The 25,259-nt window shown below is 71.2% G+C and carries 21 protein-coding genes, 2 pseudogenes and 1 riboswitch; of the genes and pseudogenes, 13 read left to right on the forward strand and 10 right to left on the reverse strand.

The genetic code is table 11. The features are described from left to right. Positions 1-30: 30 nt before the first annotated feature. The 6 genes from JGS22_RS22260 to JGS22_RS22285 all read left to right on the forward strand — a co-directional run bounded on the left by JGS22_RS22260 (position 31) and on the right by JGS22_RS22285 (position 8,108). Entirely contained in the window at positions 31-480 is a 450-nt protein-coding gene (locus tag JGS22_RS22260) for a hypothetical protein (protein WP_211040094.1), read from the forward strand. A 141-nt stretch (positions 481-621) separates the two neighbouring features. Next, a complete protein-coding gene (gene dapF / locus JGS22_RS22265) occupies positions 622-1,494 on the forward strand; it encodes a diaminopimelate epimerase (protein ID WP_211040093.1) in 873 nt (290 codons plus the stop codon). Positions 1,495-1,699: 205 nt separating this feature from the next. Continuing rightward, positions 1,700-3,805, forward strand: coding sequence for a RelA/SpoT family protein (locus JGS22_RS22270; RefSeq protein WP_211040092.1), 2,106 nt, complete (start codon positions 1,700-1,702; stop codon positions 3,803-3,805). A gap of 295 nt (positions 3,806-4,100) precedes the next feature. Then, positions 4,101-5,591, forward strand: a complete 1,491-nt coding sequence (hflX, locus tag JGS22_RS22275) for a GTPase HflX (protein WP_211040091.1) — start codon at positions 4,101-4,103, stop codon at positions 5,589-5,591. A 338-nt stretch (positions 5,592-5,929) separates the two neighbouring features. After that, a riboswitch (cobalamin riboswitch) is annotated at positions 5,930-6,105 on the forward strand. A 57-nt stretch (positions 6,106-6,162) separates the two neighbouring features. Then, positions 6,163-7,206, forward strand: coding sequence for an ABC transporter substrate-binding protein (locus JGS22_RS22280; protein WP_211040090.1), 1,044 nt, complete (start codon positions 6,163-6,165; stop codon positions 7,204-7,206). Continuing rightward, on the forward strand, positions 7,203-8,108 hold the full coding sequence (locus tag JGS22_RS22285) for a FecCD family ABC transporter permease (protein ID WP_308405841.1): 906 nt from the start codon (positions 7,203-7,205) through the stop codon (positions 8,106-8,108). The genes JGS22_RS22280 and JGS22_RS22285 overlap by 4 nt, the downstream gene beginning before the upstream one ends. A 132-nt stretch (positions 8,109-8,240) precedes the next feature. On the opposite strand, the pseudogene JGS22_RS27175 reads toward JGS22_RS22285, so the two are convergent. The 7 genes and pseudogenes from JGS22_RS27175 to JGS22_RS22320 all read right to left on the reverse strand — a co-directional run. Next, positions 8,241-8,567, reverse strand: a pseudogene (locus JGS22_RS27175) (hypothetical protein); the annotation flags it as partial. A 72-nt stretch (positions 8,568-8,639) separates the two neighbouring features. Beyond that, positions 8,640-9,113, reverse strand: coding sequence for a lasso peptide biosynthesis B2 protein (locus tag JGS22_RS22295; protein WP_308405842.1), 474 nt, complete (start codon positions 9,111-9,113; stop codon positions 8,640-8,642). Then, a complete protein-coding gene (locus tag JGS22_RS22300) occupies positions 9,110-9,367 on the reverse strand; it encodes a lasso peptide biosynthesis PqqD family chaperone (RefSeq protein ID WP_211040089.1) in 258 nt (85 codons plus the stop codon). Before JGS22_RS22300 ends, JGS22_RS22295 begins: the two co-directional genes overlap by 4 nt. Continuing rightward, positions 9,367-11,217 carry an asparagine synthase-related protein gene (locus JGS22_RS22305; protein WP_236074298.1) on the reverse strand — a complete coding sequence of 617 codons (1,851 nt, stop codon included), beginning with the start codon at positions 11,215-11,217 and terminating at the stop codon, positions 9,367-9,369. The genes JGS22_RS22300 and JGS22_RS22305 overlap by 1 nt, the downstream gene beginning before the upstream one ends. A gap of 96 nt (positions 11,218-11,313) precedes the next feature. Continuing rightward, on the reverse strand, positions 11,314-11,445 hold the full coding sequence (locus JGS22_RS22310) for a lasso RiPP family leader peptide-containing protein (RefSeq protein WP_211040087.1): 132 nt from the start codon (positions 11,443-11,445) through the stop codon (positions 11,314-11,316). A 554-nt stretch (positions 11,446-11,999) separates the two neighbouring features. Next, positions 12,000-12,763 (reverse strand): annotated as a pseudogene (locus tag JGS22_RS22315) (MsnO8 family LLM class oxidoreductase); the annotation flags it as partial. Positions 12,764-12,773: 10 nt separating this feature from the next. Beyond that, positions 12,774-13,313, reverse strand: coding sequence for an AAA family ATPase (locus tag JGS22_RS22320; RefSeq protein WP_211040107.1), 540 nt, complete (start codon positions 13,311-13,313; stop codon positions 12,774-12,776). On the opposite strand from JGS22_RS22320, the gene JGS22_RS22325 reads away from it, so the two are divergent. Beyond that, on the forward strand, positions 13,312-14,355 hold the full coding sequence (locus JGS22_RS22325) for an XRE family transcriptional regulator (RefSeq protein ID WP_216815116.1): 1,044 nt from the start codon (positions 13,312-13,314) through the stop codon (positions 14,353-14,355). The two genes, JGS22_RS22320 and JGS22_RS22325, sit on opposite strands and share 2 nt — an antisense overlap. A gap of 359 nt (positions 14,356-14,714) precedes the next feature. Here JGS22_RS22325 and JGS22_RS26545 read toward each other — a convergent pair whose 3' ends face one another. Beyond that, entirely contained in the window at positions 14,715-14,852 is a 138-nt protein-coding gene (locus tag JGS22_RS26545) for a hypothetical protein (RefSeq protein WP_236074285.1), read from the reverse strand. 377 nt (positions 14,853-15,229) lie between these two features. Here JGS22_RS26545 and JGS22_RS22335 point away from each other — a divergent pair, with 377 nt between their 5' ends. From JGS22_RS22335 to panD, 3 genes are all read left to right on the forward strand, one after another. After that, positions 15,230-16,099, forward strand: coding sequence for an IS5 family transposase (locus tag JGS22_RS22335; RefSeq protein WP_211043814.1), 870 nt, complete (start codon positions 15,230-15,232; stop codon positions 16,097-16,099). Between the two features lie 70 nt (positions 16,100-16,169). Further along, the gene (locus JGS22_RS22340; protein WP_211043812.1) at positions 16,170-16,466 is read left to right on the forward strand and encodes a hypothetical protein; all 297 of its coding nucleotides are present in this window, start codon (positions 16,170-16,172) and stop codon (positions 16,464-16,466) included. A gap of 376 nt (positions 16,467-16,842) precedes the next feature. Then, positions 16,843-17,262 carry an aspartate 1-decarboxylase gene (panD, locus tag JGS22_RS22345; protein ID WP_211042735.1) on the forward strand — a complete coding sequence of 140 codons (420 nt, stop codon included), beginning with the start codon at positions 16,843-16,845 and terminating at the stop codon, positions 17,260-17,262. 148 nt (positions 17,263-17,410) lie between these two features. On the opposite strand, the gene JGS22_RS22350 is transcribed toward panD, so the two are convergent. Both JGS22_RS22350 and JGS22_RS22355 read right to left on the reverse strand, forming a co-directional pair. After that, positions 17,411-18,625 (reverse strand): trypsin-like serine peptidase, encoded by a 1,215-nt coding sequence (locus JGS22_RS22350; protein ID WP_211042733.1) that lies wholly within the window; start codon positions 18,623-18,625, stop codon positions 17,411-17,413. 87 nt (positions 18,626-18,712) lie between these two features. Continuing rightward, on the reverse strand, positions 18,713-19,924 hold the full coding sequence (locus JGS22_RS22355; RefSeq protein WP_211042731.1) for a trypsin-like serine peptidase: 1,212 nt from the start codon (positions 19,922-19,924) through the stop codon (positions 18,713-18,715). Between the two features lie 317 nt (positions 19,925-20,241). Here JGS22_RS22355 and JGS22_RS22360 point away from each other — a divergent pair, with 317 nt between their 5' ends. The 3 genes from JGS22_RS22360 (at position 20,242) to JGS22_RS22370 (ending at position 25,220) form a co-directional block, all read left to right on the forward strand. After that, positions 20,242-22,377: an IucA/IucC family protein gene (locus tag JGS22_RS22360; protein WP_443742861.1), complete on the forward strand. Its 2,136-nt coding sequence runs from the start codon at positions 20,242-20,244 to the stop codon at positions 22,375-22,377. A gap of 13 nt (positions 22,378-22,390) precedes the next feature. Continuing rightward, the gene (locus tag JGS22_RS22365) at positions 22,391-23,128 is read left to right on the forward strand and encodes a GNAT family N-acetyltransferase (RefSeq protein WP_211042729.1); all 738 of its coding nucleotides are present in this window, start codon (positions 22,391-22,393) and stop codon (positions 23,126-23,128) included. A gap of 91 nt (positions 23,129-23,219) precedes the next feature. After that, complete coding sequence (locus tag JGS22_RS22370) at positions 23,220-25,220, forward strand: ATP-dependent DNA helicase (RefSeq protein ID WP_211038938.1); 2,001 nt, start codon at positions 23,220-23,222, stop codon at positions 25,218-25,220. The last annotated feature ends 39 nt before the right edge of the window (positions 25,221-25,259 follow it).

A 25,259-nucleotide genomic window follows, 5' to 3' on the forward strand; every position in this document is an offset into this window, starting at 1 on the left:
CGATGTCGGGAGTTGGGAGGGCGCGTGGCAATGGATGCCGGCCCTCGCAGAAACGATGATCCTGCGCTGCCGTCGCAGGTGTCGAGCGATCCCCTGACGGCCCCCGCCCCGAGCGAGGACAGTGCCCCGGTCGCGGAGAGCGGCGAGTCCTACGGCGAGCTGCGGCCACCGCGCCGGTTGAGGCTGTGGCAGATCACCCCGATCGTCGCTCTGGCCGCTGTCGGTTCGCTGATGTTCGCCTTCCCGCTCGCCTTCGAGTTCGGTGGTGGCGGAGCAGTCGTGGCCATGCTCGGACTGCTGATCAGCTGCTGCGCCGCCGGCTGGGGCATGATGGCCGCCCGCCGGGTCGGACTCTCCTGGCCCGGTCTGCCGCCGAGGGGCGGCGAGCGCCGGGCGGACTGGCGAGTGGTCGCCCTGTACGCCCTGTTGGTCGCCCTGCTCGTGGTGCTCGCCGCGCTGCGAGTGGCCACCCTGCGCTAGCGGTCGGCCGCCGGCACCTTCCCGGCCCGCCGACGGCATCAGCCTGCGCCCGCCGGCCGACGGCACCCCGTTCCGGCGAGAGCCCCGCTGCGGGTGAACGCCCCGCGGGGTGCCCATGGGTGCTCCCGTACGATCGGTCGTGTGAGCACCCCAGCGCAGCCGATCACCTTCCTCAAGGGCCACGGCACAGAGAACGACTTCGTGATCATCCCCGACCCGGAGGGCCGCCTGGAGCTGTCCGCCGCCGAGGTCGCGCGGCTGTGCGACCGCAGAGCCGGGATCGGCGCCGACGGTCTGCTGCGCATCGTCCGCTCGGCCGCCCACCCGGAGGCGCGCGCGATGGCGGACGCCGCCGAGTGGTTCATGGACTACCGCAACAGCGACGGCAGCGTCGCCGAGATGTGCGGCAACGGCGTACGGGTCTTCGCCCACTGTCTGGAGCGGATGGCGCTGGCGGAGCCCGGAGAGCTTGCGGTCGCCACCAGGGCGGGCGTGCGCCGCGTGACGCTGGGCGAGGACGGGGCGATCACGGTGGGTATGGGCCGCGCGGTGCTGCCGGGCCCCGGGCTCACCGTCACGGTGGACGGGCGCAGTCTGTCCGCGCGTCACGTGGACATGGGCAACCCGCACGCCGTCGCCTTCGTCGACTCCCTGGACGAGGCGGGACGGCTGCTCGAAGCGCCCGGGGTGGCGCCCGCCGAGGCCGTGCCGAACGGCACCAACGTCGAGTTCGTCGTCGACCGCGGTCCGCGGCACGTGGCGCTGAGGGTGCACGAGCGGGGTTCGGGCGAGACCCGCTCCTGCGGCACCGGGGCGTGCGCGGTGATGGTCGCCGCCGCACGTCGAGACGGTCTGGACCCGGCCGCCGACGGCGAGACGGTGACGTACACCGTGGACGTGCCCGGCGGTTCCCTGATCATCACCGAACGCGCCGATGGCGAGGTGGAGATGACCGGCCCCGCCGTCGTCGTCGCCGAGGGCATTCTCGACCCCTCGCTGCTCGAGGGCGCCTGATCGAAGGCTGCTCGGCGGCCGGTCGGCTCTCCCCGGGGCAGTGTCGGACGTCAACTCCCCGCGGTGGACGGGCCGATGAGGACGAAGGGCACGACTTTTCGCTCGAAGGAGTGATCCCGCACACGGTCTTGGGGGACCCGTCGGCGAGCCTCCGCGGGATGGATAGCATCGGGTAACTGACGGCGCGACACCCAGGGGGCTGCCCATGAGCGCAGTACGGAGCCTGCGAAAGCTCGGCAGGGCTGCACTGGTGGGCACGGCCTCCCGCGGCGGTATGCCGCACGCTCTGGAGCACGTCGTCCAGGCCCACCGCAGACACCACCAGGACGCCGACCTCGACGCCCTGCGGCGGGCTTACCTGCTCGCCGAGTCCTCGCACCGCGGCCAGATGCGCAAGAGCGGCGACCCGTACATCACGCACCCGCTCGCGGTGACCCTGATCCTCGCCCAACTGGGCGCAGGCGGTACGACGCTGACCGCCTCGCTGCTGCACGACACGGTCGAGGACACCGACGTCACGCTGGAGCAGGTGCGCAGCGAGTTCGGCGAGGAGGTTGCCTATCTCGTCGACGGCGTGACGAAGCTGGAGAAGGTCGACTACGGCGCCGCCGCCGAGCCCGAGACCTTCCGCAAGATGCTGGTTGCCACCGGGAATGACGTCCGGGTGATGTCGATCAAGCTCGCCGACCGGCTGCACAACATGCGCACGCTGGGCGTGATGCGGCCGGAGAAACAGGTGCGGATCGCCACCGTCACCCGCGATGTGCTGATCCCGCTCGCCGAGCGCCTCGGAGTGCAGGCGCTCAAGACCGAGCTGGAGGACCTGGTCTTCGCGATCCTCCACCCGGAGGAGCACGTGCGGACCCGCGAGCTGGTGCGCGACCATCGGGCAGCCGCCGATCCGCTGGAGGAAATCGCCGAGCAGGTCCGCGGAATACTGCGCGAGGCGAAGGTCACCGCCGAAGTCCTCATCCGGCCGCGGCACTTGCTCTCCGTGCACCGTTCGCGGCTCAAACGCGGTGAGCTCGGCCCGTGCGACTTCGGCCGACTGCTGATCCTGGTGGGAGAGGAAGCCGACTGTTATGCCGTCCTCGGCGAGCTGCACACCTGCTTCACTCCGCTGATCTCGGAGTTCAAGGACTTCATCGCGGTGCCGAAGTTCAACCTCTACCAGTCGCTGCACACCGCCTTCGCCGACCCTCAGGGCCGCGTGGCCGAAGTGCTGATGCGCACCCACCACATGCACAAGGTCGCCGAGGCCGGCGTGGTCGCGCTGGGCAATCCGCACCGCGCGGAGCCCGCCGCCGAGCCCGCCGCCGACGGCGAGCGCTCCGACCCGACCCAGCCCGGATGGCTCTCCCGGCTGCTGGAGTGGCAGAGCCACGCCCCCGATCCGGACACCTTCTGGGCCGCATTGCGCGACGATCTCGCGCAGGACCGCGAGATCACCGTCTTCTGCGGTGAGCCGGGCAGCGCCGCCGGGACGGCAGCCCTCCACCTCCCGGGTGGCGCCACCTGCCTCGACGCGGCGTTCGCCCGATACGGCGAGGAGGCACATCGCTGTATCGGCGCCCGGGTCGACGGGCGGTTGACCACTCTGGCCACCGTCCTGCGCGACGGCGACGTGCTGCAACTGCTGATGGCGGCCGAAGGCGGCTCCGGACCGTCCCCCGAGTGGCTCGACCACGCCCGTACGCCCGCTGCCCGCATCTCCATCCGCCGTCGGCTCGAGCTGGAGTCGCCGGCCGGCCAGGCCGGTGCGGCAAAAGCCGACGGCGCCGAACCCGAGCCGGTGGCGGGCACTTCGGAGGCGCAGCGCGACAGCCTCCACGACGCGCCGCCGAGCGCCGCCTCGGCCGGCAGCGGCGCCGTCGCGGAGGAACTCCCGGGCCACACCGTGCGGTTGGCCCGCTGCTGCACCCCCGTTGCGCCCGACGCGGTGACCGGCTTCCTGGTGCGCGGCGGCAATGTGACGGCGCACCGCGACAGCTGCGCCACCGTCCGCAGGATGCGCGACGCCGGCCGTGCGCAGGTCGCGGTGGGGTGGCGGGGAGGCAGAGCCGCGTGCCGGGTCACGCTCCAGGCGGAGGCGTTCGGCCGGCAGCAGCTGCTCGCCGATCTGACCGAGACCATCGCGGTCCAGGGCGCGGCGGTGCTCTACGCGGCCGTCGAGCCACCGTGCGAGCAGCGGGTGCGGCACACGTACACCCTGCGGCTCGCCGACTCACGGGAGCTGCCGGCACTGATGCGTGCGATGCGCGCGGTGCCGGGCGTCTACGACGTGGCCCGGGTGACCAAGCCGGTGCACTGAGCCGCCCCGAGCACCGGCGATTTTCCCGCGAGCGCCCCGGCGACCGCCGCGCGGTCGAGGCCGGCGGGTACGGGCGCGGCGGCTGACGGCGCCGTTGACGCGCGAGGCTGACGCGCTGGAAAATCGGGGTGACGCCCGCACACGCCCGTGGGACCATCGTTCCCGTGACCGACCGCGGCCGGCCCCGCCCGCAGATCGGGCGGCGGACAGCGGGCCGGCGGGAATACTCCCGCGACCCCCGCGCGTTACCGCAGAGCACGCACCTTCGTGCACCACTCCTCGACGTAAGGACGCAATGACCCACTCCTCTTCTCTTCCCCACAGCGCTCAGCAAAGCTCCGAAAGCAGCACGCGCCGGGCCGACGCCCTGATGGAAGAGGACGTCGCCTGGAGTCATTCGATCGACGAGGAGCGTGACGGCGACCAGCTCGACCGCTCCGAGCGCGCGGCTCTGCGCCGCGTCGCGGGACTCTCCACCGAGCTGGAGGACGTCACCGAGGTCGAGTACCGCCAGCTGCGTCTGGAGCGGGTCGTGCTGGTCGGCGTCTGGACCTCGGGCACCGCCGAGGAGGCGGACAACTCCCTGGCGGAGCTGGCCGCGCTCGCCGAGACGGCGGGCGCCGAGGTGCTCGACGGCGTGATCCAGCGGCGGCAGAAGCCGGACCCGGCCACCTACATCGGCTCGGGCAAAGCCCAGGAGCTGCGCGAGATCGTGCTGAGCAGCGGCGCGGACACCGTGGTCTGCGACGGTGAGCTGAGCCCCGGCCAGCTGATCCATCTCGAAGACGTGGTCAAGGTGAAGGTCGTCGACCGCACCGCGCTGATCCTGGACATCTTCGCCCAGCACGCGAAGTCCCGGGAGGGCAAGGCGCAGGTGGCCCTGGCCCAGATGCAGTACATGCTGCCCAGGCTCCGCGGCTGGGGCCAGTCGCTCTCCCGGCAGATGGGCGGTGGCGGCGGTGGCGGCATGGCCACTCGCGGCCCCGGTGAGACGAAGATCGAGACCGACCGTCGGCGCATCCGCGAGAAGATGGCGAAGATGCGCCGCGAGATCGCGGAGCTGAAGACCGGCCGGGACGTCAAGCGGCAGGAGCGGCGACGCCATCAGGTGCCGTCCGTCGCGATCGCCGGCTACACCAACGCCGGCAAGTCCTCGCTGCTCAACCGCCTCACCGGTGCCGGAGTCCTGGTGGAGAACGCCCTGTTCGCCACCCTCGACCCGACCGTGCGCCGGGCCGAGACGCCGAGCGGGCGGGCGTACACGCTGGCCGACACCGTCGGTTTCGTGCGCCACCTTCCGCACCACCTGGTCGAGGCGTTCCGGTCCACCATGGAGGAGGTCGCCGACTCGACGCTGATCCTCCACGTCGTGGACGGCTCCCACCCGGTGCCGGAGGAGCAGCTCGCCGCCGTGCGCGAGGTGATCCGGGACGTGGGCGCGGTGGACGTCCCCGAGATCGTTCTGATCAACAAGGCGGATGTCGCCGACCCGTTGACGGTGCAGCGGCTGCTGCGCTCGGAGCCGCACGCGCTCGCCGTCTCCACGCATTCCGGTCTCGGCATCGCCGAGCTGCGGGAGCTGATCGACAGCGAACTGCCCCGTCCCGAGGTCGAGTTGGAGGCTCTGCTGCCCTTCACCGAGGGGGCGCTGGTCTCCCGCGTCCACGGCGAGGGCGAGATCCTCTCCGAGGAGCACACGGCCGAAGGCACCCTGATGAAGGTCCGGGTGCACGAGGAGCTTGCCGCCCTGCTGCGGCCGTACCAGCCCGTCGCCGCAGAGGGGTGACCTCCGAGGGGTGAGCCGCCGACGCGCAGGCACCCGGGCCGCGTTGAGCGGGCCGGCGGGTGTGATGAGCGGTGTTTCCGAGACGGACGTGCCGAGCGGCCGGCCCGTAGGGGCATGCTTCACAGGAGCGGTCCGAGATGGCCGCGCTGCGCTGTGAAGCGGTCGGTATGACCGCACCGAACGGCCCGCGCCGCAGGCCGGTTTCGCACCCCTGAGGGGGAGACCGGGCTCGGCCGCGGGCCCGCGGTGTTCGAGGCGGCTGAGCCTCGTGCCAGAACACCAGCACCGTGGTGCCGTACCCGGAAGACTGAGCACACGAGTTGACCCGGCGATTGCCTTGGTAACCTCCACGGGCCAGTCGAACCACATCCGTGGTCAGGGAATCCGGTGCGAATCCGGAGCTGACGCGCAGCGGTGAGGGGGACGGGCGGGGCACGACGCCACTGGGAGACCGGGAAGGCGTCCCGTCCGGACGAACCCGAGTCCGAAGACCTGCTGGCACCCCGCGCCCCGGCGCGGGGACGTCCACAGGCCAGGCTCCGCGTATGAGCCCCGACCCCAGAGGCATGCCGTGCTCTGTGCTCCCGCTCTCCTCCGTACCCCGGCGCTGCTCGTCGCGTCCGCCCTGCTGATCACCGCGTGCGGCTCCTCCGACGCGGGTGACGCGAAGTCCGAGGGGACCTCAGCCGCTGGTTACCCGTTGACCCTCGACAACTGCGGCCACAAGGTCACCCTGGAGTCCGCCCCGAAGCGGACCGTGTCCCTCAACCAGGGCACCACCGAGATCCTGTTCTCTCTCGGCCTCGCCGACCGCGTTGCCGGTACGGCCACTTGGACCGACCCGGTGCTGGAGGGGCTGGAGAAGGCGAACGCGTCCGTACCGCGCCTCGCCGACAACGCGCCCTCCTTCGAGAAGACCCTGGACGCCGAACCCGACCTCGTCACCGCCTCGTTCCTCTCCACCCTGGGCAAGGGCGGGGTCGCCACCCGCGCTCAGTTCGAGAGGCTGGGCGTGCCTACGTATGTCTCACCGTCCGACTGCTTGGGCAAGGACAACGACAGCGGCGGCGACGGATCGCGCAGCGAGCCGCTCACTCTCGATGTCGTGTACGGCGAAATACGTGACCTGTCACGGGCGTTCGGTGTGAAGGCGCGGGGCGAGAAGCTGGTCGCGTCCCTGAAGAAGCGAGTCAGCACGGCCACCGCCGGGCTCGATTCCTCCGACGTCTCGCTCATGTACTGGTTCGCCAACTCCCAGTCGCCCTACCTCGCCGGCTGCTGCGGCGCACCGGGCGCCGTCACCCGTGCGGTCGGCGCGAAGAGCGCCTTCGCCGACACCCACGACGAATGGCCCCAGGTCGGCTGGGAGACGGTCGCCGACCGCGACCCCGATGTGATCGTGATCGGCGATCTGACCCGCAAGCAGCAGACGGCGGAGACCGCCGCCGCCAAGATCCGCTTCCTGGAGACCAACCCCGCCACCCGCAACCTGACCGCAGTGCAGAAGAAGCGGTACGTCCTGCTGAGCGGGCAGGCGATGAACCCCTCCATCCGCACCGTCGAGGGGATCGAGAAGGTCGCAGCCGGTCTGCGCGACTTCGGGCTCGTCAAGTGAGTGCCCGCCCTCTGGTGTTGACGAGCGGCGGCCTGGTCGCGCTGTTCGCGTCGATCGCCGTGGCGGTGACGATCGGCCCAGCCGACATCTCCACCGGAGACGTCTGGGCCTCCGTCGCGGCCCACCTCGGCCTCGGCGAGAGCACGCTGGCGCCTCTGCGCGACGGCATCGTCTGGGATCTGCGCATGCCCCGCACCCTGCTGGCCGCTGTGTGCGGAGCCGGACTCGCCGTGTGCGGTGCGGTCATGCAGTCGCTGCTGCGCAACCCGCTCGCCGACCCCTTCGTTCTCGGAGTCTCCTCCGGGGCGTCCACCGGAGCGGTCGCCGTGGTGGTGCTCGGTGTGGGCGGGGGAGTGGTGTCCCTGTCGGCGGGCGCCTTCCTCGGCGCGCTGCTCTCCTTCGCCCTGGTGCTGGCGCTCAGCCACGCCCTCGGCGGCAGCACCGACCGTGTCGTCCTGTCCGGGGTCGCGGTCATGCAGCTGTTCTCCGCGCTGACCTCGTTCACCGTCCTGACCTCGGCGGACGCGGAGACCACCCGGGGCGTGCTGTTCTGGCTGCTCGGCTCGCTCACCGGGGCCGACTGGGAACAGGTACTGCTCTGCACGGTCGTGCTTGCCGTGGTCCTCGTTGTCTGCCTGGGGCACGCCCGCACGCTGGACGCGTTCGCCTTCGGTGAGGAGGCCGCCGCCGGACTCGGCGTCCGCGTCGCCCGTACCCGCGTGGTCCTCCTCTGCGTGACCGCACTGCTCACGGCCGTCCTGGTCAGCTGTGCAGGCGCGATCGGGTTCGTCGGCCTGGTCCTGCCGCACGCCACCCGCGTCCTCACCGGCGCCGGGCACACCCGTCTCCGTGTACGTCGCCCTGGGCTCCGAGGGCGAGGAGGAAGAGCGTCGAGGCACTGAGATAGATCGCCGCGAGCTGGACGAGCCGCGCGGCGTTGCCCGCGGCGGTGTCGAGCCCGAGGCCGACGCTCCACAGGACAGCATGAGAATGCCTACGGCTCCGCCGAAGTACCCGCCGTAGACGCCGAGGGCGAACTGGGCGGCCGGTACGGCGCGTTGGCCCATCCGGAGCGGCCGCCCCCGTACGGCGTGCAGCAGCCGGGGCAGCCGGTCGCCGAGGGCGAGCAGCAGGGTGGCTAAGGCCAGCAGCCACGGGACGGCGGCCTCGAAGGAGGACGACGGCAGCGTCAGCAGCAGCGCGGCGCCCACCGCGCCGCCGAGCACGCTCGTCGCGGCGAGGGCGCGGGTGGGGACCGCCTCGTTCACCGCGGACCGGTGCGGGGCCGCCGCGCTCGGGGCGGCCGGCTGACGCGGTCGGGCGTACGCAAGCAGGCGTCCCGGCAGGCGAGAGTCGGGCACCCCGTACGCCCCGGTGCTCGTACGACGAGCGGCGCCCGCGCGCCTGCCCCTCCCGGGGGAGGGGCAGGCGGCTCAGCTACGGGTACGCGCCGTCCCGTAGGTCCGCTCGTCGCGCGGGGCGACGACGAGCATCTTGACGAACGCGAACTCGCCGCGGTCGCCGTCGCCCTCGCCGACCGGCTCGCCGTCGGCCTCTACCCAGGCGTGTGCCGCCGGCGGCAGCGAGCGGGAGACGCCGGTGCACCAGGTCGGCCACGTACCGCGCAACCGGCAGCGCAGCGCCACCGACACCGACCGCGGCAGGCAGGCCTTCAGTCCGTGCATCGGCAGGCTCGCCGACAGCACCGAGTCCACTGCCGCCTGCGTCTCCGCCCTGGTCGCCGGGCGCGCACCCCGGCTGAGGCGTTCCATGATCCGCCGCAGCCGCCGCGCCGGCTGCCTGGCCAGGACGTAGCCTGCGGTCAGCGCGAGCCGGGTCGCGATCCGGTCCCGCAGGGTGCGGCGGCGGTTGCGCTGCTCCCACGGAATCATCACCTGGAAACTCACGCCTGCAGCACCTCCGCCGCCCGCATCCGCTCCAGCAGGGCGGCCACGTCGCCGGCGGCGCGTTCCTCCGCCACCGGGAAGGTCTCGGTCACGCGCCGGACGGCGTCCTCTTCGCTACCGCCGTCCAGGACCGTGCGCAGCACGAGCACGGCGGTGGGGTTGAGCTGGAAGTAGGTGTTGCGCCGCTGGTCCAGCAGAACGGCCCCGTAGTCGGTCTCGCTCAGCACGACGTGCTCGGGCAGTACGGCGTTCATCACTTGCTCGCTCTCTGCGTGGCGCGCTGCCTGCCCTCGGCGACGGGGGCGGTGCTGCGCAGCCACGCTTCCAGGTTCAGCGCGACTTCCGGCGTCTGGCCGCCGAATTCACGGGAGTTGGGGTTGCGGCTCATCCGCTGCAGCACCGTCTCGTCGGCCAGGCCGCGGGCGGCGAGCTCCGAGCCGTCCCAGAGCGCGGCGATGGCCGAGCGGTGGTGGCGCAGCCCGCGTTCGTTCGCCTGCCCTCCGGACAGTTTGGTGCGGCGTTCGGCCAGCTCACGCGGCAGGATGCCCCGCATCGCCTCCGCGATCAGCTGCTTGTACGCGTACGGGGTCGCCCGGTCCGGTATCCGCACGGACAGCGCGGCGTCGATCACCCGGTCGTCCGCGTACGGCGTCTCGATCCGGATGCCCATCCGCAGCGCCATGTCCTCGGTCGCGTTCAGTAGTTTGCTGCTCAGGAGCAGGCAACTGAGCTCCATGTGCCGCCCCCGGCACGGGTGGAGAGGCTCGGCGGTGGCCGCGGCGGCGCGGAGTTCGTCGGCGACCAGCTCGCGGGCGTGCTCGGTCATCCACGGCGGGCAGGGGGGCTTGAAGAACCAGGCGAGACGGTCGACGCCGAGAAGTTCGGTCCCCGTGCCCGGGTCCGGCAGGGAGGTGCGCAGCGCCTCGGCGTACGACCTGCGGTCCAGCAGCGCGCGCAGCACGTCCCGCCGGCGCCAGGAGAACATGACGCGATAGCCGCGGAGTCGGTGCAGCGCCTCCAGCGGGCTGCGCAGCACCAGGTCGTGGTAGTGGCCGGGCAGTCCGAGGAAGAGCTGGTCACCGCCCATGCCGCTCAGGTGCAGCCGGGAACCCCTGGCCGCCATCCGGCGGTGCACCGCACCTGCCCGCTCCCGGCAGACGGGCACGTTGGCGGGGAAGTCGAAGGCGTCGTCCGGATCCAGCAACCCTTCGTAGAACAGCGGCAGTTCGCGGCCGTGGAAGACGTCGTGCTCGACGTGCGGCAGGTGCTTGGCGGCGCGCCGGGCCCAGTACAGGTCCTCGCTGTCCTCGCTGTCACCGCCGCTGGTGAGGATCAACTCGCCTCTGTCGCCCATGAGTTGTGCAGCGGCGAAGGCGATCGAGGTGGAGTCGAGACCGCCGGACATGTCCGCACTGACCGTTCCACCGCCCGCGACGCGCAGGCCCACTGCGGTCAGCAGCTCTTCCCGCAGCCGACGCGCACCTTCCGCCAGCGGCACCTCGGGCTCGGGTACACGATGCCACTGCCGCGTGACCGGGCGGCCGCTCGACACCGCCAGATACCGCCCGGACGGCACGGCCCGTACGCCCTTCCACAGCGGCCGCCGGAACAGCGCGTGCGTCCACGCCCCCATCAGATGCGTCGCGAACACGCCCTCGTCCAGGTCCGCACCGGTGAGCTCGGCGAGTACGCGCGCCCGGTCGGACACCACGACACAGCCTTCCAGCTCGGTGTAGTGGACCGCCCGCACGCCGTACGCGGTCCCGCGCACCAGCAGCTCCGCGCCGTGTGCGGCGATCACGTGGAAGTCGCCCGCGAGGCGCGAGACGTCCGCGACGAAGGCGTCCCGGTCGGGGAGCCTGCGCAGGGCCCGTTCCAGCCGTCCGGCGTCCTCCTCGTGGAGACCGGCGACGGCCACGGCGGACGTGCCCGCTCGCAGGATGCGCAGTCGCCCTTCCAGCGGGCGGGTGATGAGCCACGGTCGCCCCGAGCTGTGGGTGTGGACCTCCAACTCCGGGTCCTGCAGGAGCGGATGACGCGCGACAGCGCGACCCGCCTCCGTGTCGGGCAGGGCGACGAAGAACGGGACACCGGCCTTCAGCATCTTCACCTCGGTTCTTGCGGACCTTCCGTACCCCTGGGGGCGCGACTTCCCAGCGCCCCCAGGGGGTGTCACGAAGCGATTCGGGTCGCCGTGTCCTCAGATGAAGCCCGGGGCGAAGTGGTCGGCGGAGGGGCCGAACGGCCACAGGCCGGTCTCCTCCTGGAAGTCGCCCATCTCCTCGAAGAGCGGAGCCTCGTACTCGGCGACGAATTCCATTTCATTCTGCATGGAATAACCTTTTTCGATCGATTCACGGAATCCTCATCCGCAGACTCACCCTGTCACGCCGTCAACGGGCGGACAAGATCGCTTCGATTCATTTGAACCACCGCATCCGGAATGCGGGATTCCCTCCGCACCGCCGAGGAGGGTCACCCATAAAGTCCTGAACGGCACTACGGGAAGCGAATACGGACAGCGAATACGGACAGCGAATACGGACAGCTCAGACCCTGTGAGAGCAGGTTCCATCAACGCCCGCGACTCGCACACGGGCCACTTAATGCCATTGCCCATTCACGCCGATCCACCGATGCGGCAACTTCATGTCACCGCCGCTCCGCGCATTCCCTCGGAGCGGTGAAATGCTGTGCAGAATTCAACGATTGAAATCCCTGCGCACCGCGTCCACCCGTCCGCCTCGTGCGGGTCCGCACGGCGCCGGGAGCCGCACCGACTGCCCTGTTCGCCGTCCGTCCCGTCCGTGCGGGCCGAGGGGTGCTGTACGGCGGGGTCGGGAAGACGTCGTTCGGCGCTCTCCGCTCAGGGGTCGCGGGGAGCCGGGGGAAGTCGTAGGCGTCGGCGAGGAGTTCGTAGGAGCGGAGGCGCTGTGGGCGTTGGCGGTCAGCATGACCTCGTCGGCGCCGGTGCACTTGGCCAGCTCGTCGAACCCGTCGCGCACCCGGTCGGGGGTGCCGTGCACGACGTTCGCCAACCAGCCTTCGGCGAAGGCGAGTTCGTGGTCCGTGTACGGGTAGGACTCGGCCTCCTCGGGGGTGGTGACGAGGCCGGGGTCGCCACGGCGGAGGCGGATCGTGGACAGCATTCCGGTCATGACCTGGCGGCGGGCCTCGCGCTCGTCCTCGGCGGCGAGCGCGGCGACACCGATCTTCGTGTACGGGCGGTCGAGGACCGCCGAGGGGCGGAAGGACTCGCGGTACAGGTCGAGGGCCGGGATCGTGTTCTGCGCCGAGAAGTGGTGCGCGAAGGAGAACGGCACCCCGAGCGCCCCGGCGAGGCGGGCGTTGAAGCCGCTGGAGCCGAGCAGCCAGATCTGCGGCCGGTCGGGCGACTGGACGCCGCCGGGCGAACTCCCCTGCACGAGGCCGGGGATGGCGTGGATGCGGTGGTAGCGGTGGCCGGCCGGGAAGTCGTCGTCGAGGAAGTGCGTCAACTCGGCGAGCTGCCGAGGGAAGTCGTCCGCGCCCTCGCGTAGCCGCTCGGTGCGGCGCAGGGCGGCGGCCGTCGCGCCGTCGGTGCCGGGCGCGCGGCCGAGGCCGAGGTCGATACGGCCCGGGGCGTAAGCCTCCGGGCTGCCGAACTGCTTGCGGAGTCGTTCAGGAAACGGCGCTCTCGGTCCAGGCCCGCTTGAGGATCTCGTCCACGGTCTGGTCGGAGGTGTCCAGCCAGAGGCCGACCTCCGGGGTGCTTCCGCGCAGCACCGTCTCGAGGCCCTTGGGCTGCCAGTCCGGGCCGTACCCGGTCTTGGCGCGCTTCTCCTCCCGCGCCAGCACGGCGTCGGGGCTGGGAGCGAGCACGCCCACGGCCAGCGGCCGGCTCTTGATCGTCTCGGTGATCTCCTGGAGGTGCTCGCCGAGCAGGATGTCCTGGATGATCGCGGTGAAGCCCGCCTGGCAGTACGCGTCGGCGGACGCCGCTGCCAGCCGGTGCCTCAGGCGCAGCTGCTCCAGGGCCTCCGGCTCCGGGTCGGCGGTCATGTTGACCTGGCCGTTGACGATCATGCGGCGGAAGAAGTCGCCGCGCACGTGAACAGACCGGTCCAACCGCTCGGCCAGAGCCTGTGCGACGGTCGACTTGCCCGCCGCGGAGATGCCCGACAGGACGAGGACGCCCCTGCTGCCCCCGTCACCCGGAATGTTGTCTGTCCACGACCTGGCGCAGTCCCAACTCGGTGAAGCGCTGGGCTACGACAAGACCTACATCTCGCTTGTCGAGCGGGGTCGGCGACGACTCGACGACCTCGCCTCTCGCCGCCACATCGCTGTTCGGCTGCGTCTGCCACCGCACGTTCTGGGAATCACCGACCCCGCGGACAGCGACCACCGAGCGATGGTCCAGTTCGGTGCCTCCACGATCCGGCTCGCCGACATCGCTCGGCAGAACGGTCACGCTGCTGACGCGGTGGCCGAACTCTGGCCGCTGGTCGCGAGATGGGAAGCGCGCATCGCAGACGGTCACGCCGAACGCGAAGTCGTGCGCCTGCTCGCCCGCGCACGCGTCGGCCTCGGTGTCGCTCTGGGCAACGTCCTCCCTGAAGAGCGGCTGCCAACCGCCGCGCACTGGACAGCCAAGGCCGTCCGCCTGGCCCGGTTCACCGAGGACCCCACGTTCACCAGCTACGCCCTGCGAATGCACGGCAACGAACTGCGCAAAGCCGGCCTGCACTGGGCCGCGGTACATCGTCTCCGCCAGGCCGCCGCACTTGCATCCGACCCGCGAGCCCGCGCAGCCGTACTGCCGCTGCTCGTACGCGCAGCAGGCGAACTCGGCGACAGCCAGCTGTTCGACACGGCGATCAGCGAGGCAGAGGCTCTCGTCGACACCGTCAACCACACCTCGCTTGTCAACCCGGCCGCGCTCTACGAAATCCGCCTGCGCGGCCTGATCTCTACCGGCCGCACCGTCGCCGCAGTTGGCCTGCTCGGCCCGCCGGCTTCGACCACTGCGGCGCCTCAATGGCGAGTGATCGAAGCGGTAACGGTTGGCCAAGTCCAGCTGGTGGCGGGCGATCGTAGCGGAGCCGCCCACTCCTTGCGCTCTGCAGCGGCCGAAGCCGCGCGCCAGCGGCGGCCCCACCAACTGCAGCGAATCGTCCGCGTTTCCCGGCACACGTTGCCGGAGGTATCCGATACTGCCGGGGAACAGGTGAGGCTCCTCAAGGAGGAGATGACCGCGTGAATGTACCCGAGGGCCAGATCGGCCGGGACGCAGCGCAAGTACCCTTCCGTGGTGCGGAGTTGAGTCCATTCGCGGGGTTCGGGTGGTGGTAGCGGCCTCAAGGCAGGGGGCCGGTGGGCGCGCAGCGCCTCCCCGGTGGCTACCAGTGCCGAGGGAGCGCGAACACGGGCCTGGTCGACCCCGCGCCTGCGGGGATGGTCCGGAGGCACGCCCACACCCGGCGGGCCGCCCGCCGTCGACCCTGCGCCTGCGGGGATGGTCCGCTCCAGGACGGGAATGACCCCGCCCTGGAACTGTCGACCCCGCGCCTCGCGGCGGAGGTTTGTGCGGGCGGCAAAGCAGGGGAACCGAGTCGGCGTCTAGTGGATCTTCTGCTGCTCCAGCCACTTGAAGACTTCGGCCCTCTTGTACAGGACCTTGGCGTTCCTGCCTCGACCGAGCTTGTAGCACTTCAAGCCCAATTTCGATGCCTCCCCGTAGACCCGGCTCGTGGACATGTTGAGTGTCGCAGCAACCTCAGCTGTGTCCATCAGGACAGGCTCGACGCTTCGGTGCCTGCGCGACGCGTTGATGTCAGTGCGGGTCGCTTCGGGGTGCGACTGCGGGTCCAGGGGCAAAACTGCTCCTTGCGGCAGGCTGGGGCCTGATCGCGGCATCGGTTCGCGCTCTGCCCTGGCTGAATTCCAAACGTCATTGACACTCGCCCTGTGTCACCGCCAGGAGTCACCGGACGAGTTGTAGCCATGGTCATGAGAAACGTTGGTCGGGACCGACCGGCGATCGGCTGCTGTGTTGCCGCGCACTCAGGTACCTCGATTAGGCCGTGTTTTAGAACTGGTCTCCGGGTCTTGCCTTGCGGCGTGATGATCATGGTGTGGGGCGAGGGGATCTTTCTGATGAGCAGTGGTCGGTGCTGGAGCCGTTGTTGCCGGCGGTGAGGTTGGGTCGTCGGCCGCAGAACCGTCGGCGTTTGATCGACGGGGTGCGGTGGCGGGTGCGGACCGGTGTTCCCTGGCGTGATCTGCCGGGCGAGTACGGACCCTGGCAGACCGTGTATGGGCTCTTCCGCCGGTGGCAACGCGAGGGTGTGTGGGTTCGGCTGCTGGCCTCGCTCCAGGCGCGGGCCGATGCGGCCGGGCTGGTCACGTGGGAGGTGAACGTCGACTCCACGGTCTGCCGGGCTCATCAGCACGCCGCTGGTGCCCGCCGAGACGGGGTCGGGCAGAAGGAGCCGCCCGGCGGGGTCGGCCAAGAGCCGGACGATCACGGCCTGGGACGGTCCAGGGGCGGGTTCAGCACGAAGATTCATCTGGCCTGCGAGCAGGGCCAGAAGCCGCTGTCGCTGCTGGTCACGGCAGGACAGCGGGGTGACAGCCCGCAGTTCGAACCGGTCCTCGAAGCGATTGGGGTGCCCAAGGTCGGTGGCGGGCGCCCCAGGCGCAGGCCACTGCGGGTGCGGGGTGACAAGGCGTACTCGTCTCGCGCGAATCGTGCCTACCTGCGCAGACGCGGGATCCGGTGCACCATCGCCGAGCCGGCCGATCAGATCCGCCACCGCAAGCGTCGAGGCCGTGTGGGCGGCAGGCCACCGGCCTTCGATCGGGAGGACTACAAGGCCCGACATGCGGTCGAGTGCGGGATCAGCCGGCTCAAGCAACACCGGGCGGTGGCGACGCGTTACGACAAGCTGGCGGTCCGCTTCGAGGCCACCGTGCAGATCGCGGCGATCCACCAGTGGCTGTGACCCATCGGCTGGTCGTCCGGCCGTGCCATCCTGGCCACCGGTTCGATCAGCACGCACATGGGGAGGACCTGTGGCCGCCGGGCACTACTGCGCCGACAGCGAGAACGGCGACCACGTCGACGACCCGTCCGAGGATGCCCTATTCATGCTGATCAGCGATCTGAACGACAGCGACAACACCTTCATCGTCATCCAGCCCGACGAGGACGAGCCAGCCTGGTTCGCCTCTGTCTCCGTCCTAGACGAGGACGGATTCGAGATCGTCCGCCACGACACCACCTGCCGCGAGCACGACATCGCCATCGAGAACCATCGTGACCGGATCGCGGGCGACCTCACCAAATGGCTGGCCGCCCGCGACTTCTAAAACACGGCCTAGCCGTGGGAGCCTCCTCCTTTCAGGCGGAACGAGGTGCCTGGGCTTGGCTGCCGCGGCGGAGCGTGGCAGGCGGCCAGCCAACTGCAGTGGCTCCTGACCGCCGCCCAGGCCTGCCAGAGTGACAACGATCACGGACGCGCTTCGGGGGCTGCTGCGTAAGCTTGTGCAGTCGTCGCGGTGGGTCCAAGGGTGGGCGAAGCTCTCCTGTATTTACCTGACGAAGCGTCAAAAAAGTCAGCAAACGGTCAGCATGGGTCCTGAAAAACCTGGGAAAACTGCCCGAACATGCGACTCGTTGTAGGGTAAGGAAACCGCACTTGACCTGCAAAAAGCAGGCAGGGAGCCTACGTCCAGGAGTACCTCGATGCTGCGCACCATGTTCAAGTCGAAGATCCACCGTGCGACGGTCACCGAGGCGAACCTGAACTACGTGGGTTCGGTCACCGTGGACGCGGACCTGCTCGACGCCGCGGATCTGTTGCCCGGCGAGCTCGTCCACATCGTCGACATCACCAACGGCGCCCGTCTGGAGACCTACACCATCAAGGGCGAGCGCGGCTCCGGCGTCATCGGTATCAACGGCGCCGCGGCCCATCTGGTCCACCCCGGTGACCTGGTCATCCTGATCAGCTACGGGCAGATGGAAGACGCCGAGGCCAGGGCGCACGAGCCCCGGGTGGTCCATGTCGACACCGACAACCGCATCGTCGAACTGGGCAGTGACATCTCCGCACCCGTTCCCGGCAGCAGCACCGAGCGCAGTCCGTTGGCCCTGACGCACTGACCCCTCCGGCACCGCACTCGCCGCACGCCTCGCTCCACCACCGGGTACGCCGCCTCGCGCCGCGTACGGTGCGCTGCCCGTACAACAGGCGAACGTCCCGGCACTCCGCACGGAGCACCGGGACGTTCGCCGTTGGCGATCTGCCGCGTCAGTTCTTGCCCGCGTGCCGCTTGCTGATCGCGTCGAAGACGCCCTTGGCCTCGGTGCCGAGGTACGGCCCGGCCAGCCAGGTCGCGGGACGCGGCCCGATGGAGTTGACCGAGACCAGCTGGGCCTTGCCGCCGTCGCCGTTGGCGAGGATGCCGCCGCCCGAGGTGCCGCCGGTCATGGTGCAGCCGATGCGGTACAGCGCCGGCTGGCTCGGGTCGGTGGTCAGCTGTCCCGGACGGGCGGTGCAGCGGTGCATTAGCGCACCGTCGTACGGCGGGGCGGCCGGGTAGCCGTAGGAGGTCAGCCCGGTCTGCTGCTTGGGCGTGGGGGCGTTGAAGTTGATCTCCAACGCGGCGCCCACCGTCTCCTCGACCGATTTGGCGGAGCCGTCCTCGGCCTTGACCTGGACCACCGCGAAGTCCTGGCTCGCGCCACGGGCGCCGTCGACACCGTCACCGCGGTCGATCCAGTAGCCGGTGGTCTGCGCCCAGGTCGCCCACCACTGCTTGTACGGGTACACCTCGTGCGCCGAGCCGCTGCCCACCTGGTTCGCCGGGCGGCCGAGGTCGTTGTAGGAGGGCACGAACACGATGTTCCGGTACCAGCCCTTGCCCTTGCCGCCGTGGACGCAGTGGCCGGCGGTGGCGACGAGGTTGGACTTGCCCGGGTTGCGCGGGTCCTTCACGACGGTGCCGGAGCACACCGAGGGGCCCTCGGGGGAGTCGAAGAAGAGCTTGCCGACCGGCGCCGCGTGCTTGTGGTACGGCGTCTTGACCTTCGAGGCCTGCACCGGACGCGGTTCGGGGTCGTCCTGCGGGCCGGACGCAGCGGCGACCTCTTCCTCGGTGACGTCCTTGGTGGCGTCCTGGGCGTCCTGCATCCGGTCCGGCTTCCACAGGTCCTTGATGTAGGGGTTGACGAAGTCGGCGGCGTCGCGCAGCCAGTCCTTCTTGTCCCAGTTCTCCCAGCCGCCGTCCTTCCACTTCTCCAGGTCCTGGAGCGAAGTGGGCAGGTCCTTGGGCAGGTTCAGGTCGAACTCGTCGCCGCCCTTGCCCTGCGAAGTGTCCGAACCCGCGCTGCTGGACGCGTCGGGGGAGGAACCGGCCTCGTCGTCACCGGGGCCGCAGGCGGTGGCCGTGACGGCGAGCGCCGCCACGACGGCCGCCGCGGCGAGCGCCGGACGCCTGCGCGAGGACCTGCGTATGGAAGGCATCGTCTGGAATCTCCTGGCCGGTCTTGTTCTCTGTCGGTTGGGGGACGACGGCGGGGCGGGTCCGCCTCGGACCCGCCCCGCCCGCGATCACTTGGCGAGCTGGTCGAACACCTTCTTGGCGTCCGCGCCCAGTCGGGGTGCGGCGAGCCAGGTGGCGGTCAGCGGGCCGATGGAGGTCACCGAGTACAGCTCGTCCTCGCCGTCCGGGCCCTCGGAGACCCAGCCGCCGCCGGAGGAACCGCCGGTCATGGTGCAGCCGATGCGGTACATGGTCGGCTCGTTCGGGTCGATGGTGACCCGGCTCGGCTTGTCGGTGCAGCTGAACATCCGGGCGCCGTCGAACGGCTTGGCCGCGGGGTAGCCGCGAGCAGTCAGGTCCTTCATCGAAGTCACCTTCGGCAAACCGAAGTTGACCTTCACCGCCGCGCCGATCGTCTCCTCGAGCGATTTGGTGTTGGTGCTGCCCTTCTCCGGCTTGACGTCCAGGACGGCGAAGTCCTGGGCGGCGCCCCGGCCCCCGCTGTCGGCACCGTTGCCGCGCCAGTGGTCGGTGGTGACGGCCTTGTCGGCCCACCAGACGCCGTGCGGCGTCACATCGGCCTTGGGCGCGGTCTCCAGCTGCGGACCGGCGACGCCCTTGGAGTTGTAGCTCGGCACGAAGACGACGTTGCGGAACCAGCCCTTGCCCTTGCCGCCGTGCACGCAGTGGCCCGCGGTGGCGACGAGGTTGGACTTGCCGGGGTTCTTGGGGTCCTTGACCGCGGTCGCCGAGCAGACCATCTGGCCCTGCGGCGAGTCGAAGAAGACCTTGCCGTGCGCAGGGGCGCTCTGGGTGTACGAGGTCGGCACCTGCTTGGCCGGCACGGCGGAGGGGGTCGGGTCGGTCACGCCCTCGTCCTCGCTGGAACCGTCGCCCGCGGGCTCGTCCTCGATCTCGTCCTCGTCGATGCCGCGGTCGGGCTCCTCGGCGTCGCCCATCCGCTCGCGGTCCCAGAGGTCCTCGATGATCGGGTTGATGAAGGCCTTGGCGTCGCCGAGCCAGCCGTCCGGGTCCCAGTCCTTCCAGGCCCCGTCCTTCCAGTCCTTCAGGTCATCCAGGTCGAACGGAAGGTTCTCCGGCAGGCCGACGGTGTCCTTGCCGTCGCCGCTCTTGTCGTTCTCCGCGGGCGAGGACTCGGACGGCTTGGCGTCGCTCTCGTCCTCCGGTCCACAGGCCGTGGCGGTCAGTGCGAGCGCCGCGACGACCGCTGCCGCGGCCAGCGTCGAGCGACGACGCGTCCCCGTGCGGGTAGCTGACATGGATGAACTCCCCCTGAAGTGGATCAACTTGCTTTCCTCTTGTCATGGACCTCGCCGGAGCGGAGGCGACCCCCACTATGCCGGTGCCGCCTACGACGGCGGCCATCGGGTCCTTGGTTCCCAACCCGGCGCAACGCGTGGCGGAACCGCCGCCGACCAGCACCTCCCGGTCTTCCGGAACCAGGCATTCCGGGTCGCGCCGCGACCGTGTGAATCCGTGAACCAACCTTCGCGAAAACCGTGTTCACCGGCGTACGGCGTCGTTGTATCGGTCGGGCCGCCGGCCGAGGCGCGCCCGCGCGGCAAGGGAGGAATCGGTGAACCCACTGAGCGGCTCGCAGGAACCGGGCGCGGACACGGGCCTGCTGCTCCCGCCGCCGACAGGCGAGCGGCGCACCGCAGGTGACGCCCCGCCGCTGCCCGGCCCGCGCCGTACCGAGCCGCTGACTCCGGACACCGAACCCTGCGGCCCGTACGGCTCGTCGACCGCGGCGCCTAGCGGCCTGTGTGAACCCGGAGAGCCGCAGCGTTTGCCAGAGCCGCCGCGTTCGCCAGCGCCGCCGCGCTCCGTGGAGCCTGCCGACCCGAGGGAGTCCGCCGACCCCTTCGCCGCCGCCGACGCCGCCACCGCGGAGAACCTGCTCCGCTGCTGGGTGCGCGAACGCGCGCTCGCTCCCGCGCCGTCTCAGGGCTGTCCGTACCCCGATCTCCGGGTCGAACTGTCCGCCTCCGCCGCCGAACTGATCGTTCCGGTACGCCACTGGTCGGCCACCGGGATGCACCGTTTCGGTGTTCCGAGGCTGCGCCCCGCCTCGCCCGCACCCTCCGCGACCACGACAGCCGACCCGGCGTGCGCCGACCCCGGGGCGCGCGACAGCGCGTCGCCCGGGCACCGGGCCGCGGGCGCTGCCGTGGACGCCGTCACCCTGGCCGCGCTGCTCGTCCGCGAAGCCGCCGGGCCCGGGGCCGCGGTCACCGAGGAGACCGCCGACCTGCTCGGCCGAGTCGTCGACTCCGTGCGGCAGACCGCGCGGATTCTTCGCCACCGGCGGGCCGAACCCGCCCCGCCCGCGGGGACTTCGGTCTTTCTGGAGGCCGAGCAGTCGCTGCTGCTCGGGCATCCGTTCCACCCGGCGCCCAAGAGCCGCGACCACCTCGACGAGCGCGACAGCCGCGACTTCGCGCCCGAGCTGCGCGGCAGCTTCCCGCTGCACTGGTTCGCCGTGGACCGTTCGCTGCTGGCGGCCGACTCCGCGTGGACCGAGCGCGGACGTACGGTCTCCGCCTCGCGGTTGGCGGCCGTTCTCGCCGGCCCCGGGGTCGCCGTTCCCGGCGAGACCGTACCGCTGCCCCTGCACCCTTGGCAGGCGCGGGAGCTGCTCCGCCGCCCGCAGCTGCGACAACTCCTGGACGAGCGGCTGCTGTTCGACCTGGGACCGGCCGGGGCGCACTGGCACCCGACCTCCTCGGTCCGCACGGTCCACCAGCCCGGCACCGCGGCGATGCTCAAGCTCTCGCTCGGCCTGCGGATCACCAACTCGCGCCGGGAGAACCTCCGCAAGGAGCTGCACCGCGGTGTGGAGATCCACCGGCTGCTGCGCACCGGACTCGCCAACCGGTGGCGGGCGGCCTTCCCCGCCGGGCCCGGCTTCGACATCGTCCGCGACCCCGCCTGGCTCGCCGTGGACGGTCCCGACGGACAGCCGATCGCCGGCCTCGACACGGTGATCCGCCACTACCCCTTCGGCCCGGGCGAACGGCCCGTCTGCCTCGCCGCGTTGACCTCGCCGCGCCCCTGGCCGGACGCGCCCGCCGAACAGCTGGCCTCGCCGCTGGCCCGGACCGTCGCCGCGCTCGCCCGTCGCACCGGCCGCCCCCGCCCAGCCGTCGCCACCGAGTGGCTGCTGCGCTATCTGTCGACGGTCGTCGCCCCTGTGCTGTGGTTGGACGCCGTGGCCGGTGTCGCGCTGGAGGCGCACCAGCAGAACACCCTGGTCCTCCTGGACCCGGACGGCTGGCCGCAGGGCGGGCGATACCGGGACAACCAGGGCTACTATCTGCGCACTTCGCACCGCGAGGCGCTGGAGCACCGGTTGCCCGGCGTCGGGGCGGCCAGCGACAGCTACGTCGAGGACGCGGTCACCGACGAACGCTTCGCCTACTACCTGGGCGTCAACAACATCCTCGGCCTCATCGGGGCCCTCGGCGCGGAACAGCTGGCCGACGAGGAGCTGCTGCTCGCCGCCGCCCGCAGTTTCCTGGCGACGCACGCGGACGCAGCAGGCCCCGCCGGGGCCGCCTCGCCGCTGCCCGTCCTGCTCCTGGACTCGCCCGAGCTGCGCTGCAAGGCCAACCTCCTCACCAGACTGCACGGGCTCGACGAACTGGTCGGGCCGGTGGACACCCAGTCCGTCTACGTCACCATCGCCAACCCGCTGGCCCGTCGCGGCTGAACGACGACGACCGATGACTGCCTCCGACCCCGCGCCCGCCGCCGAACTGCCGCCCGACCCCAGCGAGGACGACACGCTGGAGGTCGAGCTCCCGCCCGAACTCCTCGCTGCGCACGGCGAGTCGACCGCCGACGCGCAGCCCGCGCCGCGCCGGGCACCGCTGCTGGCCGACCCCACCGATCTCCTCGACTCCGTGCACAGCTGGCCGCCCACCACGCTCGGCGAGGGTGCCGCCTTCCAACTCGCTCCGGTCCGCCTGGAACGCGATCTCGGCCTCCTCACGGAGTGGATGAACGACCCCGCCGTCGCCCGCTACTGGGAGCTGGCAGGTGACGAGGAGCGCGTACGGGAGCACCTCGCGCCGCAACTCTCGGGCGACGGGCGCAGCGTCCCCTGCCTCGGCCTGCTGGACGGGGTGCCCATGAGCTACTGGGAGCTCTACCGCGCGGATCTCGACCCGCTCGCCCGCAGTTTCCCGGTCCAGCCGCACGACACCGGCGTCCATCTGCTGGTCGGGCCCGCGGAACGGCGCGGCAGAGGCCTGGGCACCGCGCTGCTGCGCACCGTCGCCGCGCTGGTGCTCGACCACCGGCCCACCTGCCGACGTGTGCTGGCGGAGCCGGACATCACCAACACCCCGTCGGTGGCGGCCTTTCTGGGCGCGGGCTTCCGGTTCGGTGCCGAGGCGTATCTGCCGGGCAAACGGGCCGCGATCATGGTGCACGACCGCGCCCACCGCGACCGGCTGTGACCGTCGCCCTGCCCTGCCCTGCCTGCCCGTGCCCCGGCGGAATCGCCGTACGGCGGCTGTTGTCAGAGGTCCCGCGTAAGCTGACGGCCCTATGAGCACAGCAGCAGGCGGCCCGGATCTGACCGCACTTCTCCAGGCCGCGGTCCACGCGGTCAAAGGCACTGAGCGACCGGGCCAGGTCGCCATGGCGGAGGCGGTCGCACAGGCCGTCGAGGACGGCAGTCACCGGCTGGTGCAGGCCGGCACCGGGACCGGCAAGTCGCTGGGCTACCTGGTCCCCGCGCTCGCGCAGACGGAGCGGGTGGTGGTCGCGACGGCGACGCTGGCGCTGCAGCGCCAGCTGGTGGAGCGCGATCTGCCGCGTACGGTCGAGGCGCTGGAGCCGCTGCTGGGCCGTCGCGCCGAGTTCGCCATGCTCAAGGGAAGATCCAACTACCTCTGCTTGCACAGGCTCCACGAGGGCGTGCCCAAGGAGGACGAGGACAGCCTCTTCGACCCGCTCGAGGCGGCGTCGCAGCCGCAGGGAGGTCCGACCAGCAAGCTCGGTCAGGATCTGCTGCGCATCCGCGACTGGTCCGACGACACCGAGAACGGCGACCGGGACGATCTGCGCCCCGGGGTCTCCGACCGGGCCTGGTCGCAGGTCTCCGTCGCCTCGCGCGAATGCCTGGGCGCCTCCAAGTGCGCGTACGGCGCCGACTGTTTCGCCGAGGCCGCCCGGGAGCGCGCCAAGCTCGCCGAGGTCGTCGTCACCAACCACGCGCTGCTCGCGATCGACGCGATCGAGGGGGCGCCGATCCTCCCCGACCACGACCTGCTGATTGTCGACGAGGCGCACGAGCTGGTGTCCCGGGTCACCGGTGTCGCGACGGGCGAGCTCACTCCGGGAGCGGTCAACCGAGCGGTGCGCCGGGCCGCGAAGCTGATCGACGAGAAGGCGGCCGACCAGCTCCAGACGGCGGCCGAGGGCTTCGAGCGCCAGATGGAACTCGCCCTGCCCGGACGCCTGGAGACCGTTCCCGAGGACCTCGCCCAGGTGCTGATGGCCCTCCGGGACGCCGCGCGCACCTGCATCACCGCACTCGGGAACACCCGCGACCGATCCGTCACCGACGAGGACGCGGTGCGCAAGCAGGCTCTCGCCTCGGTGGAGAACGTCCACACCGTCGCCGAGCGGGTCGTCGCCGCCTCCGAGTACGACGTGATCTGGTACGAGCGCCACGACCGGTTCGGCGCGTCGCTGCGGGTGGCGCCGCTGTCCGTGTCGGGCCTGCTGCGCGAGAAGCTGTTCACCGAGCGCACGGTGATCCTCACCTCCGCCACGCTCAAGCTCGGCGGCGACTTCAACGGCGTGGGCGCTTCCCTCGGCCTCGGCCCGGAGGGCAGGCAGAGCGAGGACCTGCCCGACTGGCGCGGTCTGGACGTCGGTTCGCCGTTCGACTACCGGAAGCAGGGCATTCTCTACGTCGCGCAGCACCTCGCGACGCCCGGCCGCGAGGGCAGCCGCACCGACATGCTCTCCGAGCTGTCCGAGCTGGTGGAGGCCGCGGGGGGACGCACCCTCGGGCTGTTCTCCTCGATGCGCGCCGCACAGCTCGCCGCGGAGGATCTGCGCGGCCGGCTCGACGTACCGGTGCTCCTCCAGGGGGAGGAGACGCTCGGTGAGCTGATCCGTCGCTTCGCCGAGGACGACCGCACCTGTCTCTTCGGCACTCTGTCGCTGTGGCAGGGAGTCGATGTGCCCGGCGCGGGCTGCCAGTTGGTCGTGATGGACCGGGTCCCGTTCCCGCGCCCGGACGACCCGTTGATGGCCGCGCGCCAGAAGGCGGTGGAGGAGGGCGGGGGGAACGGCTTCATGGCGGTCGCCGCGACCCACGCGGCTCTGCTGATGGCGCAGGGCGCCGGCCGACTCATCCGCGCCTCGGGGGACCGCGGGGTGGTAGCGGTGCTGGATCCGAGGCTCGCGAAGGCGCGGTACGGGAGCTTTCTGCGGGCGTCCATGCCGGACTTCTGGTACACCACGGACCGCAACCAGGTGCGCCGCTCGCTCGCTGCGATCGACGAGTCCGCACGCACGGCCGCCACGGGCTGAGCGGAGCGCGCCGCCCGCGGCGGAGCCCGGGCCGCCCGC

It is taken from the genome of Streptomyces tardus (assembly GCF_018101125.2).
In the GTDB taxonomy this organism is placed as follows: Bacteria; Actinomycetota; Actinomycetes; order Streptomycetales; family Streptomycetaceae; genus Streptomyces; species Streptomyces tardus.

Coding starts and splice junctions, on each gene's coding strand:
- JGS22_RS22260 (WP_211040094.1), top strand. CDS start 31: ATGGATGCCGGCCCTCGCAGAAACGATGATCCTGCGCTGCCGTCGCAG.
- JGS22_RS22270 (WP_211040092.1), top strand. CDS start 1,700: ATGAGCGCAGTACGGAGCCTGCGAAAGCTCGGCAGGGCTGCACTGGTG.
- hflX (WP_211040091.1), top strand. CDS start 4,101: ATGACCCACTCCTCTTCTCTTCCCCACAGCGCTCAGCAAAGCTCCGAA.
- JGS22_RS22300 (WP_211040089.1), bottom strand. CDS start 9,367: ATGAACGCCGTACTGCCCGAGCACGTCGTGCTGAGCGAGACCGACTAC.
- JGS22_RS22305 (WP_236074298.1), bottom strand. CDS start 11,217: ATGCTGAAGGCCGGTGTCCCGTTCTTCGTCGCCCTGCCCGACACGGAG.
- JGS22_RS22310 (WP_211040087.1), bottom strand. CDS start 11,445: ATGCAGAATGAAATGGAATTCGTCGCCGAGTACGAGGCTCCGCTCTTC.
- JGS22_RS22325 (WP_216815116.1), top strand. CDS start 13,312: ATGTTGTCTGTCCACGACCTGGCGCAGTCCCAACTCGGTGAAGCGCTG.
- JGS22_RS26545 (WP_236074285.1), bottom strand. CDS start 14,852: ATGTCCACGAGCCGGGTCTACGGGGAGGCATCGAAATTGGGCTTGAAG.
- panD (WP_211042735.1), top strand. CDS start 16,843: ATGCTGCGCACCATGTTCAAGTCGAAGATCCACCGTGCGACGGTCACC.
- JGS22_RS22350 (WP_211042733.1), bottom strand. CDS start 18,625: ATGCCTTCCATACGCAGGTCCTCGCGCAGGCGTCCGGCGCTCGCCGCG.
- JGS22_RS22355 (WP_211042731.1), bottom strand. CDS start 19,924: ATGTCAGCTACCCGCACGGGGACGCGTCGTCGCTCGACGCTGGCCGCG.
- JGS22_RS22365 (WP_211042729.1), top strand. CDS start 22,391: ATGACTGCCTCCGACCCCGCGCCCGCCGCCGAACTGCCGCCCGACCCC.
- JGS22_RS22370 (WP_211038938.1), top strand. CDS start 23,220: ATGAGCACAGCAGCAGGCGGCCCGGATCTGACCGCACTTCTCCAGGCC.